Source organism: Pseudonocardia sp. TRM90224, assembly GCF_021245725.1.
Taxonomy (GTDB): domain Bacteria; phylum Actinomycetota; class Actinomycetes; order Mycobacteriales; family Pseudonocardiaceae; genus Pseudonocardia.
The window spans coordinates 303,189-317,013 of sequence record NZ_JAJGSX010000003.1 but is presented as its reverse complement, the minus strand read 5'-3'; the positions used below and the strand labels follow the sequence as shown (position 1 = coordinate 317,013).

13 protein-coding genes are annotated in these 13,825 nt (G+C 70.0%); 4 read left to right on the top strand and 9 right to left on the bottom strand.

The annotated features are described in order from the left end of the window. Positions 1–8: 8 nt before the first annotated feature. The 3 genes from LL648_RS05700 to LL648_RS45025 all read right to left on the bottom strand — a co-directional run bounded on the left by LL648_RS05700 (position 9) and on the right by LL648_RS45025 (position 2,779). On the bottom strand, positions 9–983 hold the full coding sequence (locus LL648_RS05700) for an alpha-ketoacid dehydrogenase subunit beta (RefSeq protein WP_232661338.1): 975 nt from the start codon (positions 981–983) through the stop codon (positions 9–11). 1 nt (position 984) lies between these two features. Further along, on the bottom strand, positions 985–2,205 hold the full coding sequence (locus LL648_RS05695; protein ID WP_232661337.1) for a thiamine pyrophosphate-dependent dehydrogenase E1 component subunit alpha: 1,221 nt from the start codon (positions 2,203–2,205) through the stop codon (positions 985–987). Positions 2,206–2,470: 265 nt separating this feature from the next. After that, a complete protein-coding gene (locus LL648_RS45025) occupies positions 2,471–2,779 on the bottom strand; it encodes an antitoxin (protein ID WP_308190245.1) in 309 nt (102 codons plus the stop codon). A gap of 216 nt (positions 2,780–2,995) precedes the next feature. Here LL648_RS45025 and LL648_RS05685 point away from each other — a divergent pair, with 216 nt between their 5' ends. The 3 genes from LL648_RS05685 to LL648_RS05675 are packed head-to-tail and all read left to right on the top strand — an operon-like array spanning position 2,996 to position 5,613. Further along, positions 2,996–3,934: an ABC transporter substrate-binding protein gene (locus LL648_RS05685; RefSeq protein WP_232661336.1), complete on the top strand. Its 939-nt coding sequence runs from the start codon at positions 2,996–2,998 to the stop codon at positions 3,932–3,934. Positions 3,935–3,937: 3 nt separating this feature from the next. Next, positions 3,938–4,852 carry an amino acid ABC transporter permease gene (locus LL648_RS05680; RefSeq protein ID WP_232661335.1) on the top strand — a complete coding sequence of 305 codons (915 nt, stop codon included), beginning with the start codon at positions 3,938–3,940 and terminating at the stop codon, positions 4,850–4,852. Next, a complete protein-coding gene (locus LL648_RS05675; protein ID WP_305080775.1) occupies positions 4,849–5,613 on the top strand; it encodes an amino acid ABC transporter ATP-binding protein in 765 nt (254 codons plus the stop codon). The genes LL648_RS05680 and LL648_RS05675 overlap by 4 nt, the downstream gene beginning before the upstream one ends. Positions 5,614–5,679: 66 nt before the next feature. On the opposite strand, the gene LL648_RS05670 is transcribed toward LL648_RS05675, so the two are convergent. Then, a complete protein-coding gene (locus tag LL648_RS05670; protein ID WP_232661334.1) occupies positions 5,680–6,309 on the bottom strand; it encodes a hypothetical protein in 630 nt (209 codons plus the stop codon). 1 nt (position 6,310) lies between these two features. Continuing rightward, positions 6,311–6,892: a peroxidase-related enzyme gene (locus LL648_RS05665; RefSeq protein WP_232661333.1), complete on the bottom strand. Its 582-nt coding sequence runs from the start codon at positions 6,890–6,892 to the stop codon at positions 6,311–6,313. A 40-nt stretch (positions 6,893–6,932) separates the two neighbouring features. Here LL648_RS05665 and LL648_RS05660 point away from each other — a divergent pair, with 40 nt between their 5' ends. Beyond that, on the top strand, positions 6,933–7,232 hold the full coding sequence (locus LL648_RS05660; RefSeq protein ID WP_232661332.1) for a DUF3024 domain-containing protein: 300 nt from the start codon (positions 6,933–6,935) through the stop codon (positions 7,230–7,232). 6 nt (positions 7,233–7,238) lie between these two features. On the opposite strand, the gene LL648_RS05655 is transcribed toward LL648_RS05660, so the two are convergent. From LL648_RS05655 to LL648_RS05640, 4 genes are all read right to left on the bottom strand, one after another. Further along, positions 7,239–9,152 (bottom strand): hypothetical protein, encoded by a 1,914-nt coding sequence (locus LL648_RS05655; RefSeq protein WP_232661331.1) that lies wholly within the window; start codon positions 9,150–9,152, stop codon positions 7,239–7,241. A gap of 201 nt (positions 9,153–9,353) precedes the next feature. Next, positions 9,354–9,560 carry a YbdD/YjiX family protein gene (locus LL648_RS05650; protein ID WP_232661330.1) on the bottom strand — a complete coding sequence of 69 codons (207 nt, stop codon included), beginning with the start codon at positions 9,558–9,560 and terminating at the stop codon, positions 9,354–9,356. Then, positions 9,557–11,767 carry a carbon starvation CstA family protein gene (locus LL648_RS05645; RefSeq protein WP_374111986.1) on the bottom strand — a complete coding sequence of 737 codons (2,211 nt, stop codon included), beginning with the start codon at positions 11,765–11,767 and terminating at the stop codon, positions 9,557–9,559. The genes LL648_RS05650 and LL648_RS05645 overlap by 4 nt, the downstream gene beginning before the upstream one ends. Positions 11,768–11,935: 168 nt before the next feature. Further along, positions 11,936–13,765 (bottom strand): phosphoenolpyruvate carboxykinase (GTP), encoded by a 1,830-nt coding sequence (locus LL648_RS05640; protein WP_232661329.1) that lies wholly within the window; start codon positions 13,763–13,765, stop codon positions 11,936–11,938. Positions 13,766–13,825: the final 60 nt, after the last annotated feature.

Here is a 13,825-nt window from a genome sequence, read left to right as displayed (position 1 = left end):
ATCTGCGGTCACCAGGCCATCGAGCGGTCGACGCCGTCGAGGATGCGGTCGAGGTCGGGCAGGAAGTCGTCCTCGCACTTCGACGGCGGGTAGGGCACGTCGAAGCCGGTCACCCTGATCACCGGCGCCTCCAGCGAGTGGAAGCACTCCTCCTGGATGCGGGCCGCGACCTCGGCGGCGACCGACGTCTCGGGCGGCGCCTCCGCGACGACGACGAGCCGGCCGGTGCGCCGGACCGATTCGGCGACGGGGCCGAGGTCGAGCGGTGAGAGCGTGCGCAGGTCGATCACCTCGAGGTCGTGTCCGTCGGCCTCTGCGGCCGTCGCGGCTTCCAGACAGGTCTTGAGCGGTGCGCCGTAGCTGACCAGCGTGAGCGTCGAGCCCTTGCGGGCGACCCTCGACGAGAACAGCGGCGGCGGCTCCGAATCGAGATCGACCTCGGCCTTCTCCCAGTACCGGCGCTTCGGCTCGAAGAAGATCACGGGGTCGTCGCTCGCGATCGCCTGCTGGATCATCCAGTAGGCGTCGGCGGGGTTCGAGCAGGCCACCACCTTCAGGCCTGCGACGTGCGCGAACAGCGCCTCGGGCGACTCGCTGTGGTGCTCGACCGCGCCGATGCCGCCGCCGAACGGGATCCGGACGACCACCGGCATCCGCACCTTGCCCTGCGTGCGGAAGTGCAGCTTGGCGAGCTGGGAGACGATCTGGTCGTACCCGGGGAAGACGAAGCCGTCGAACTGGATCTCGCATACCGGCCGGAACCCGCGGATCGCGAGCCCGACGGCCGTGCCGATGATCCCCGACTCGGCGAGCGGGGTGTCGAGCACACGCTGCTCGCCGAAGTCCTTCAGCAGCCCGTCGGTGACGCGGTAGACGCCGCCGAGCTTGCCGACGTCCTCCCCCATCACGATGACCTTGGAATCGCGCTCCATCGCGGCGCGCAACCCGTCGTTGATCGCCTTCGAGATCGTCAACCTGGTCATCTCACGCCCCCTCGATGCTCGGACCCGCAAGCGATCCTTCGGTATCGAATGAAGAGTGGTACGCGAGGTACGCCTCGCGCTGAGCGTCGATGTTCGGCGAGCCCTCCGCGTAGACCTGGGAGAACATCCGGTCGGGCGCCGGCTGCGGCAGGTTCACGCAGTGGTCGCGGAACCGGACGGCGAGCTCGTCCGACTCGGCCTGCACGGAGTCGAAGAACTCCTGCTCGACGCCGTGCTGGCGCACGAGGTTCACCCTGACCCGCTCGATCGGGTCCTTCAGCTTCCACAGCTCCAGCTCGTCGGCGAGCCGGTAGCGGGACGGGTCGTCGGACGTGGTGTGCGCGTCCATCCGATAGGTGAACGCCTCGATCAGCACGGGCCCGTTGCCGGTGCGGCATTCCTCGAGCGCCCAGCGGGTGACGGCGAGACAGGCGAGCACGTCGTTGCCGTCGACGCGGATGCCGGGGAAGCCGTAGCCCTGCGCGCGCTTGTAGAGCGGGACGCGGGTCTGGCGCTCGTTCGGCTCGGAGATCGCCCACTGGTTGTTCTGGCAGTAGAAGACGACGGGCGCGTCGTACACCGACGACCAGACGAACCCCTCGTGCACGTCGCCCTGGCTGGTCGCGCCGTCGCCGAAGAAGCAGATCGTGGCCTCGGCGTCGGCGCCCTCACCGACCTTGGACTCGAACTTCTGGCCCATGGCGTAGCCGGTGGCGTTGAGGCACTGGTTGCCGATGACGATCGTGTAGTAGTGGAACCGCTTCTCCTTCGGGTCCCAGCTGCCGTGATCGGTGCCACGGAAGATCCCGATGAGGTCGACGGGGTCGATGTCGCGCGTCCACGCCACGCCGTGCTCGCGGTAGGAGGGGAACGCCATGTCCTGGGGCTGCATCGCGCGGCCGGCGCCGATCTGCGCGGCTTCCTGGCCGAGCAGCGGGACCCAGATGCCCACCTGGCCCTGCCGCTGCAACGCGTTGCCCTCGCGGTCGAACCTGCGCACGAGCACCATGTCGCGGTAGAGCGCCTTGAGCGACTCGACGTCGACATCGGCCGCGTACCCGTCGAAGCGGGGATCGCTGACCCGCTCGCCTTCGGGAGTCAGCAGTTGCACGAGGTCGGGGCCGCCCTCGTCGGTGCCCTTCAGGCCGGCGACGACCTGTTCGGGAGTCGGGGTGGGCGCATCGACCGATGTCGGCGGCGTCCACGCATGCGGGACGGACACAGCTGCCTCCTCTGCTCGCAGGGCCCGCGACCGGCTCGTGACCGCCGCGGGGCGGGCTCGTCGGTCGGGCGGTGCCGGGTAGGCGACCGCCGGCCGGCGCTCATGTGCATCCTGGCATGCGGAGAGGCGTGCGGGGACCGTCAGTATCGTCACGAGCGGTCGTCACGAGCGGTCGTCACGAGCGGTCGTCACGAGCGGTCGTCACGAAGAAGTTGTCACGGAGGGAGCAGCTGCCCCCTCCGTGACGCCGGCTCAGTGGTTCGGTTCAGGGGTTCGGCTGCTGGTGCGGCGAGGGCTTGGGCGGCTGCGGGGTGCTGTACTCGGTCGTCTTGCCGAAGCCCGCGTTGTTCTCGTAGCCCTGCGTGTAGCCGTTGCCCGGCGTGTTGGGGATGCCGGCGACCCCCTTCGCCTTGCGCGCGACCCCGTCGATCTGGGTGCGGTACTTGCCCTTCGTCTGCTTGTCGACGAAGGTCGCCGCTTGGTCGAGCAGCTTGCCCGCCTTGTCGGGGTTCGCCCGTGCGTAGCGGCGGGCGGCCTCCGCGGCGGTGGCGAGCACGGCCAGTTTCCTCAACATGGGCATTGCGGTCCTCCTGGATCGGGCGTTCATCGTGCCAACGCTCGTTCGGCACGTCCTGGTTCCCCTGTACCCCGTCTCGACACATCTGTCACACGTGGAGTCACCGGAACTACCGAGCGTGACGTCACGTAACGGTGACCGTCCAAAGGATGTCCAATCGCCGGCGAGGTGGCAGCATCCCCGCGTACTCCCGTTCCCGTTCGGAGGTTTGTCGTGCACGTCAGTACTCGCTCTCTGCCGGCCGCGCTGGCCGGCGCAGCGCTCGCCGTGTCCGTGCTCGCAGGCTGCAGCGCGGGCGGTGACGGCAGCGGCGGCACCACGGCCCCCGGCGCCGCGCCGACCGCGGCCGGCTCTGCCGTGGCCAAGGACGACGCGCTCGCCAAGCTCGTCCCGGCCAACTTCGCCAGCGATGGCACGCTCACCTGGGGCACCGACGCGTCCTACCCGCCGAACGAGTTCACCGACACCGATGGCACCACCATCATCGGCATGGACGTCGAGATCGCCCGCGCGGTCTCGCAGAAGCTCGGCCTCGAGGCCAAGTTCGAGAACAGCCAGTTCTCCGGGATCATCCCCGGCGTCGAGGGCGACAAGTACGAGGCCGCGATCTCGTCGTTCTCGGTGAACGCCGAGCGGATCAAGACCGTCGACATGATCAGCTACTACTCGGCGGGCACCAGCCTCGGCGTGAAGCCGGGCAACCCGGAGAAGCTCGACCCAGAGAAGCTGTGCGGCAAGGCCATCGGTGTGCAGGCCGGCACGACGCAGGCCGAGGAGATCGTCGAGAAGAACAAGGCGTGCACCGACGGCGGTCAGCCGCCGATCGCCATCACCGAGCTGCAGCAGCAGACCGACGTCACGCTGGCGCTGACCTCGAACCGGATCGTCGGCATGCTCGCCGACTCCCCCGTCGTCGCCTACGCGGTCAAGCAGACCAACAACGCCGTCGAGGTCGTCGGCAAGCCGTACGCCACCTCGCCCTACGGCATCGTGATCGGCAAGAACAAGGGTGAGTACTCGAAGGCGATCCAGGGCGCGGTGCAGGCCCTGATCAAGGACGGCACCTACAAGTCGATCCTCGACAAGTGGAACGGCGCAGCCGGGGCCATCACGGAGGCCGATGTCGCCGTCAACCCCGCAGTGGCGAGCTGATCCGTGACCGGCGCCGCACCGAGCTTCGACGACAAGAAACGCCCACCGCCGATCAAGGCGGTGCCGGTCCGGCACCCCGGTCGCTGGCTCGCGATCGCGGTCCTCGCGGTGCTGGCCGCGATGCTGGTCAACACGATCATCACCAACGACGGGTTCCGGTGGCCCGTCGTCGGTCAGTACCTGTTCTCGGCGCCCGTGCTCAACGGGCTGCAGAACACGCTGATCCTCACGGTGCTGTCGATGGTGATCGGCATCGTCGGCGGCATCGTGCTCGCCGTCATGCGGCTGTCTCCCAACCCGGTGCTGTCGAGCGTCTCCGGGGTCTACATCTGGCTGTTCCGCGGGACGCCGCTCATCGCGCAGCTGCTGTTCTGGAACTTCCTCTCCGCGCTCTACCCGCAGCTCTCGCTCGGTGTGCCGTTCGGACCGTCGTTCGTCGTGTTCGACACGAACACGCTGATCAACCAGTTCGCGGCGTGCCTGCTCGGGCTGGGGCTCAACGAAGCCGCGTACATGGCCGAGATCGTGCGCGGCGGGCTGCAGTCGGTCGACGAGGGGCAGAGCGAGGCCGCCGGCGCGCTCGGCCTCTCGCGCGCGCAGACGCTGCGGCGGATCGTGCTCCCGCAGGCCATGCGGGTGATCATCCCGCCGACCGGCAACGAGACGATCTCGATGTTGAAGACCACGTCGCTCGTCGTCGTGATCGGCTACTTCGAGCTGCTGACCTCGGTGCAGCGGATCTACTCGGTGAACTTCCAGACCATCCCGCTGCTCATCGTCGCCGCCGCCTGGTACCTGGCACTGACGTCCGTGCTGTCGGTCGGGCAAGGATTCATCGAGCGCCGGTTCGGGCGAGGTATGAGCCGGAACCAGCCCGGACCGCGGCTGTTCCCCCGCCGGGAGGCAGGTGTCGCATGACCGTTCCCATGGTCGAGGCGCTCGACGTGCACAAGAGCTTCGGGCGGATCGACGTCCTCAACGGCATCGACCTGCGGGTGATGCCGGGCGAGGTCGCCTGCGTGATCGGTCCGTCCGGCTCCGGCAAGTCGACGTTCCTGCGCTGCATCAACCACCTCGAGCGGATCGACTCGGGCACGATGCGGGTCAACGGCGAGCTGATCGGCTACCGCGAGGCCGGCGGCAAGCTGCACGAGCTGCGCGAGTCGGAGGTCGCCCGGCAGCGGCGCGACATCGGCATGGTGTTCCAGCGCTTCAACCTGTTCCCGCACATGACGGCCGCGGAGAACGTGATGGAGGCACCGCGGACGGTCCGCCGCGAGCAGAAGGCGGCCGCCCGCAAGCGGGCGTGCGAGCTGCTGGACCGCGTCGGGCTGGGGGAGAAGTACGACTCCTACCCCACCCAGCTCTCCGGAGGACAGCAGCAGCGGGTCGCCATCGCCCGCGCGCTGGCCATGCAGCCGCGGCTGATGCTCTTCGACGAGCCCACCTCCGCGCTCGACCCGGAGCTCGTCGGCGAGGTGCTCGACGTCATGCGCGCGCTGGCGAAGGACGGCATGACGATGGTCGTCGTCACGCACGAGATGGGCTTCGCCCGCGAGGTCGGCGACACCCTCGTCTTCATGGACGAGGGCCGGATCGTCGAGGCCGGCGACCCGAAGCAGGTGCTGACGAACCCGGAGCACGAGCGCACCAAGGCCTTCCTCTCGAAGGTCCTCTGAATCCCCCCACCGTTTTGGGCACATGCGCGCGTTTTCGGCGCGCATCCACCCAAAACGGTGGGGAGATCAGGGGTGCGCCGAGGGGTGCAGGGTCGGCGCGAAGCCGTTTCGCAGGGCCGCCACGGACGTCGGTGGGGTCAGTACCGTCAGCGGGTCGGTGGGACGGGCGACGGGGTCCGTCCAGCCGCCGAACGTGAACGCGAGCAGCCGGTCGCCCAGCACCAGGCGGGGGCGGTCGGTGTGGACGACGGTGCCGTCGGGCAGGTCGGTGCCCGTCCAGGTCCGGCGGTCGCGGGCCCGGTCCAGGTCATAGGGCCTGGACCGACCGCGGCGGAGCCGTTCCGCCGCCAGCATGCGGTTCAGGTCGCCCGCGAGCGCCGGCGCCCCGACGGCTCGTGCCACGGCGTCGCGGTAGGCGCGGTAGTCGCCGTAGCGGCACTCCCCGCACGGCCGGTGCCCCGCCGCGAGCGCGACGGCGTCGTCGAGGAAGAACACCGGCGTCCACCGCCCCGGCCGGGCGAGGCCGAACCGGCGGCCGCGGAACCGCGTGACGCACGTGATCCACAGGTCGCCGCGATGGTGGCGGACCAGCTCTCCCGCGTCGTCCACGAGGCAGCCGCGGTTGCCGGTGAACATGCCGCGCTCCGGCACGGCGTGCAGGTCGCCGAAGGGGTCGACCCGGTTGCGACGAGGCACGTCAGCTCCGCGGCAGCCGCCCCATCAGGTAGAACTCCGGATTGGGGCGCAGGGCCATCAGGTGCGCGAGCCGGTTGGACATCGCGAAGAGCGCGGTGATCGCCCCGATGTCCCAGATCTCGTCGTCGGACAGGCCCGCCAGCCTGGCGTCGTCGAGCTCCGCCTCGGTCAGCGCGGCCGAGTCGGTCGCGATCAGCAGGGCGAGGTCGACGATGGCCCGCTCGCGGGCGTTCAGCTCGACCGCCCACGGGTTCGTGGCGACCTTGTCGGCGATCTCCGCGTCCTTCATCCGGATCCGCAGGATCGCGCCGTGCGCCACCACGCAGTACGTGCAGTGGTTCGCCCCGGAGGTCGCGACGACGATCAGCTCGCGCTCGGCCTTGCTCAGCCCGTCGTCCTTCTCCATCAGCGCGTCGTGGTAGTCCATGAACGCCCGCAGCTCGGCCGGCCTGCGCGCGAGCCCGAGGAAGACGTGCGGCACGAACCCCGAGCGCTCGACGATGGCGCCGATCCGCGTTCGCAGATCGTCCGGCATGTCATCGAGCTCGACGTGTCCGAACCGGCTGACCAGGTGCTCCGTCATAGCGGTCGACGGTAGTCCTTCGAGGCGCCACCATTTGTCCATGGCCGTGCCCGAGGAGACCCGCCACCAGCTTTCCCGATGGTGCGCCGACCGCGTCCCGGAGGGTGAGCGGGACGAGCACCAGGTCGGCTACACCATCCAGGGCGACGAGATCACCATCTTCGACCGGCGGCGCCCGCTGTACCCGGAGCTCGGCACGGCGTGGTCGGCCACGCCCATCGCACAGCTGCGCCCCGAGGACGACAGGTGGGCCCTGTACCGCCGGGCGGACGGCCGCTGGGTGCGCGAAGGCACCAGCGCGGCGCAGCCGCTCGACCTCCTCGACGCGATCACCCGCTGAGGCGGGCTAACCCACCTTCGAGACCCCCGTGCCGCGTTGTCCGAGCCGCACGACCTTCCCGTTGCCGCGAGTGGTGCGGCCCCTGATCGCGAGTGCCGAGGCCCGCTGCAGGACGCTCAGCAGCGACGGCGGCGCTTCCCGCGGCTCGTCCGGTGCGACGGCCGCGATCATCCGCGGGGCGACGGCCGTGAGCAGCAGCCGCTCGACGCCGAGGCGGGCCGCCCCGACCACGAGCACGACGTCGGCGCTGTCGGCCGGCGGCAGGTCCGAGAGCAGCGTCTCCATCAGGACGAACGCGGCGAGCCCGAGCGCGCCCGGCTCGGCGCGCCACGATTCCGCCAACTGCGACGACTGCTCGCCGAGCACCGCGAGCAGCTCACGCTTGCGTTGCTCGTCCTGCAGCTGCCTGCGGGCCGCTCCGAGCGCCTCGTAGGCAGCGGCGTAGGCAGCGGCGTCGTTCGCGCGCAGCGCCTCGACCGCGGCGGTGTGCTCGGGCGCGGCCGCGCCGGCGGGGACGGCGAACTCCAGCGCGTCGGCCAGCGTCTCCAGCTGCCGGCCCGCCTCGTCGCCCGAGCCGTTCTCGGCGTAGTCGAGGATCGCCCGTGCGACCTGCTCGGCCGCCGCGACGTCGGGCACGGAGAGCGGCGAGTTCTCGGCGATGAACAGCACGTCGTGGCGCAGCGCGCCGACCGAACGGGCGGCGGCGGAGACCTTCACCAGGCCCTCGGCGAGCTCCATCAGCTCGGCCTCGTCGTGCGGAGCGGAGATGCCGAGGTCGGCGCACCCGGCGTCGACGCTGGCGAGGCGCTGACCGAGGTCGATGTGCTCGATCACCCGCGTGACGTCGGCGACGTTCGTCGGTGCCTTGCCGCCGACCCGCACGAGCTTCAGCACCGGCGCGACCTCACGCTGCAGCGCCGATCGGAAGTACGCGCGCGAGCGGCCGCCGGCGTCGAGGAACTCGCGGTAGCGCCGCAGCACGTCGCCTGCGGTGATCGGGAGCGGCCCGGCCACCTCGACCGGCGGTGCCTCCCGTGCGTGCTCGAGCGCGGAGACGGCCTGCGCGGTGTCCTCCAGCATCCGGTCGAACGCGGCGCGGTGCTGGCCGTAGATGAGGTCCGAGAGCAGCGACCACGCCCATTCGCGGTCGCCGCGCGGGTGCATCGCCTCCAGCGACCGGTTCACGCACCGCGCCACCGACGTGACGGCATCGCGGCGGGCGTCGTCGAGGTCGGCCAGCAGCACCGGGACGATGCCGGTGTCCACCTGCTCTGCGCTGACGACGGCCATCGCGCACAGCTCGGCGACGGTCGCCGGGCGCGGCATGGCGTCGACCGGCGGGATCTGCTGCTTCTTGCGGCCGGAGCGGGCCGGTGTGGCGGTGGCCAGCAGCCTGCGCAGCTCGCGCAGCTGCGCGGGGGAGAGCGACGGGAGGGCGTCCAGCGAGCGGTGGGCGGCGTCGGCGGGCAGCGCCGACCGCACCCGCTCCAGCTCGGCGGGGTCGTCCGAGGTCACGACGATGCGCCTGCCGTCGGCGAGCAGTGCGGCCACCGCGCCTGCGACGCCGACGGCGTCGAAGTCCTCGAGCACCATCAGCGCGTTGCCGCGCATCGCGGACACGACGGAGTCCTCCGTCGGTCGCCGCTGTGCCGGCGCCTCGGCGACGGACGCGGCGAGCGCCTCGGCCAGCCTGCGCACCCCGGGTGGCTGCTGGCCCGCCGCGATGACCTCGCGGATCCGGGCGTTCGCCTTGGTGGTGGCCCGGTCGTTGCCCGCTGCCGCCAGCCGGTCGACGAAGATGATCAGGTCGTCGTCGCCGTCATCGGCGCCGGCCGCCGGCCCGACATCCAACACATCGACCACCTCCGCCAGCCCCGACGCCGGGCGGCGACGGTCACCCTTCGTATCGCGGGCGTCCACGAAGTGTTGCACCTCTTTCGTGGATCGTTGCAAACACAGAACAACCGAGCGGTCACTCTCTGCGCTGTTCGGCCACTCGTTCGAGTTGATAGGTACACGATGAGGCCTATGCCACGCCAGTACTCGGCCACTCGGACGATGAGATCTTCGTCCTGCTCGTCGAGCGGTGCGTCACCATCGACCGGAGGAAACTACTCTCCGTCAACAGCAGCGGGCGGCCTGCCCCGTGTCCCCGCGGTCCACGTGCTTGCGCCAGAACTCGCGCTCGCCCAGGACCGGCTCGCCGGGGTGGTGCGCGGCCTGGTGGGCGAGGTACTCCTCGTACGCCCGCTCACCCGCGATGCCACGCACCACCTGCCACGCGTCGCGCAGGCCCGCCTTCAGCCGGTCCGACCCCGCCCCGGTCATGTCGATCCCCCGCCGCCGCCCGTGCTGGCCAGCTCGCGGTCGCGCTGGATCGCGCGCTCCTCCTTCGTCGCGATCAGCCCGGCGGGGGCGAACAGCTTCGACTCGACGTACGCGTCCTCCGACCCGCTGGACAGCGGCTTCCCGGTCAGCGCCCTGATCCAGACCCTGATCGAGTCGGCGAGCACGATCACGATGAGGATCGCGAACAGCGCCGTGAGCAGCGTGTCGAGCGTGGTGTTGAAGACGACCTTCTGCATGTCGTCGAGCGTCTTCGCCTGGCCGAGGCTGGTCTTCCCCGCGTCGATCGCGGCCTGGTACTGGTCGCGCTGCGCCCAGAAGCCGAGCTTCGGATCGGACGAGAAGATCTTCTGGTAGCTCGCGGTGAGCGTCACGGCCGCGTCGAAGGCCAGTGGCACGAGCGTGATCAGCGCGTACTTCGGCCGTCCCGACTTGATCAGCAAGGTGGTGCAGACCGCCAGCGCGACGGCCGCGAGCAGCTGGTTCGCGATGCCGAACAGCGGGAACAGCTGGTAGATGCCGCCGAGCGGGTCGTTGACGCCCGCCCAGAGCAGGTAGCCCCACCCACCGACGATGACGGCGCTGGCCAGCCATGCGGCCGGCTTCCAGGTGGTGTCGCGGAACTTCGGCCAGAAGTTGCCGACGGTGTCCTGCAGCATGAAGCGCCCGACGCGGGTGCCGGCGTCCACCGTGGTGAGGATGAACAGCGCCTCGAACATGATCGCGAAGTGGTACCAGAAGGCCTTCATCGCGTTGCCGCCGAAGACCTGGGAGAAGATCTCCGACAACCCGACGGCGAGTGTCGGGGCACCGCCCGTCCGGCCGAAGAGCCGCTCTTCCTCGACAGCGGACGCTGCGGCGGCGAGCTGCTCCGGCGTGATCGTGAACCCGATGTTCTGCACGGCGGCGGATGCCGACTCGACGGTCGTGCCGAGCACCGTGCCGGGCATGTTCATGGCGAAGTAGAGCCCGGGGTCGAGCACGCAGGCCGCGGCGAGCGCGCAGATCGCGACGAACGACTCGGTCAGCATGGCGCCGTAGCCGATCATGCGGACCTGCGACTCCTTCTCGATCAGCTTCGGTGTGGTGCCCGAAGAGACGAGGGAGTGGAAGCCGGAGAGCGCGCCGCAGGCGATCGTGATGAAGACGAAGGGGAAGAGCGAGCCCGCGAAGACCGGCCCGGCGCCGCTGATCGCGAACTGGGTGATCGCCTCGGTCTGCATCGCCGGCCACGCGATCAGGATCGAGGCCGCGAGCAGGACGATCACGCCGATCTTCATGAAGCTCGAGAGGTAGTCGCGCGGCGCGAGCAACATCCACACCGGCAGCACCGATGCGACGAACCCGTAGATCACCAGCGCCAGGGTGAGCTGGTTGCCGGTGAGCGTGAACGCCGGCGCGAGGCCGGACTCGGCGACCCACCCGCCCGCGACGATCGCGAGCAGCAGCAGCGCGACACCGATCACCGATGTCTCGATGATCCGCCCTGGTCGTAGGTATCTCAGGTAGAAGCCCATGAACAGGGCGATCGGGATCGTCATTGCCAGCGAGAACGTGCCCCACGGCGACTGCGCGAGCGCCTGGACGACGACGAGCGCGAGCACCGCGAGCAGGATGATCATGATGGCGAGCACGGCGATCAGCGCCGCGATGCCGCCGATCGGGCCGATCTCCTCGCGGGCCATCTGGCCGAGGCTGCGCCCACCGCGGCGGGTCGAGAAGAACAGGGTGACCATGTCCTGCACCGCGCCGGCGAAGATGACGCCGAAGATGATCCAGATCGTGCCGGGCAGGTAGCCCATCTGGGCCGCCAGCACGGGCCCGACCAGCGGGCCGGCGCCGGCGATCGCGGCGAAGTGGTGGCCGAACAGCACCCGCCGGTCCGTCGGCTGGTAGTCCTGGCCGTCGTCGAGGCGCTCGGCCGGTGTCGCTCTCGTGTCATCGACGCGTAGCACCTTCTGCGCGATGAACTTCGCGTAGAAGCGGTACGCGATGGCGTACGACGCCAGTGCGGCGAACACCAGCCACGCGGCGGAGATCTCCTCGCCGCGGCTGAGCGCCACGATGCCCCATGCGACGGCGCCGACGACCGCGACGGCTGCCCAGATGGCGATCTGCTTCGGAGTGAGCCGGGAGCGGATGCCGCCCTCCGGCCCACGTGCCCCGCTCGACGTCTCGGTGGTGGCCACGATGCAACCCCTTTCCCAACACCGGGCGACGCTCTCCGCGTGCCGGTGAATGGACTTTAGGGCCCGAATGACGGAATGTCAGCGCCTCTGAGATGCCGTGCAGGTCACGAATGCGGGAAGGCCACGCCCCGGCTGGGGACGTGGCCTTTCCGATCGTGCGTGCGGGCGCTACATGCCGAGCCGGAGCTTGAGCGCCTCCAGCTCGTCGCGCATGGACGTCGGCAGCTTCTCGCCGACCTTGTCGAACCACTCCTCGATGAGGGGGATCTCGGCCTTCCACTCCTCGGGGTCGACCGCGAGGGCGGCCTCGACGTCGGCGGTCGGGGTGTCGTCGAGCCCGTCGAGGTCCATCTGGTCGGCGGTCGGCACGTACCCGACGGCCGTCTCGACGGCACCCGCCTTGCCCTGGATGCGCTCGATGGCCCACTTCAGCACGCGCGAGTTCTCGCCGAACCCGGGCCACAGGAAACGGCCGTCGTCGCCGCGGCGGAACCAGTTGACGTAGAAGATCCGCGGCAGCTTGTCGGCGTCGGCGCCCTTGCCGACGTTCACCCAGTGCTGGAAGTAGTCGCCGGCGTTGTAGCCGAGGAACGGCAGCATCGCCATCGGGTCGCGGCGGACCTGGCCGAGGCCACCGGCGGCGGCCGCGGTCTTCTCGCTCGACATCGTCGCGCCCATGAACGTGCCGTGCTGCCAGTCGCGCGACTCCGTCACCAGCGGCACCGTCGTCTTGCGCCGCCCGCCGAAGAAGATCGCCGAGATCGGGACACCCTTCGGGTCCTCCCACTCGGGCGCCACGACGGGGCACTGGCTGATCGGCGTGCAGTAGCGCGAGTTGGGGTGCGCCGACGGCTCGTCCGAATCGGGCGTCCAGTCCTGGTTCTTCCACGAGGTGAGGTGCTGCGGCTCGCCCTCGAGCCCTTCCCACCAGATGTCGCCGTCGTCGGTCAGCGCCACGTTGGTGAAGAGCGAGTTGCCCTTCTCGATCGTGCGCATCGCGTTGGGGTTGGTCTTCCAGTTGGTCCCGGGCGCGACGCCGAAGAAGCCGGCCTCCGGGTTCACCGCGTAGAGCCGGCCGTCCTCGCCGAACCGCATCCACGCGATGTCGTCGCCGACGGTCTCGGCGCGCCAGCCGGGGATCGTCGGCTGCAGCATCGCGAGGTTCGTCTTGCCGCACGCCGACGGGAAGGCGGCGGCGATGTAGTAGGCCTCGTCCTCGGGGCTGATCAGCTTGAGGATCAGCATGTGCTCGGCGAGCCAGCCCTCGTCGTGGGCCATCGCCGAGGCGATCCGCAGCGCGTAGCACTTCTTGCCGAGCAGCGCGTTGCCGCCGTACCCGGAGCCGTAGCTCCAGATCTCGCGGGTCTCCGGGAAGTGGGTGATGTACTTCGTGTCGTTGCACGGCCACGGCACGTCCTGCTGGCCGGGCTCCAGCGGCGCCCCGACGGAGTGCAGCGCGGGCACGAACCTGTCGCCGGCCGGCCCGTCGAAGAGCGGGAGCACCGAGGCACCCATCCGGGTCATGATCCGCATCGAGGCGACGACGTACTCGGAGTCGGTGATCTCGACGCCCAGGAACGGCTCGTCGGCGTCGAGCGGGCCCATGCAGAACGGGATGACGTACATCGTCCGGCCACGCATCGAGCCGCGGTACAGCTCGGTCATCGTGGCCTTCATCTCGGCCGGGTCCATCCAGTTGTTGGTCGGACCGGCGTCGACCTCCTCGACGGAGCAGATGTAGGTGCGCTCCTCGACCCGCGCGACGTCGTCGGGGTCCGACGCCGCCCAGAACGAGTTCGGTTTCTTCTCCGCGTTGAGGCGGACGAAGGTGCCGGCCTCGACGAGCTGCGTCGTGACCCGCTCCCACTCCTCCTCGGATCCATCGCACCAGACGACGCGCTCGGGCATCGTCAGGTCCGCGATCTCCCGCACCCACGACAGCAGCCGCTCGTTCGTCGTCGGCGCTCGGTCGATACCTGGCACGGTCGCTACAGTCATGTCCCGTCCTCGCTCCTCGGCGGCGCCCCGTCCCCGGGAATGGCTTCGCACACCCGAACC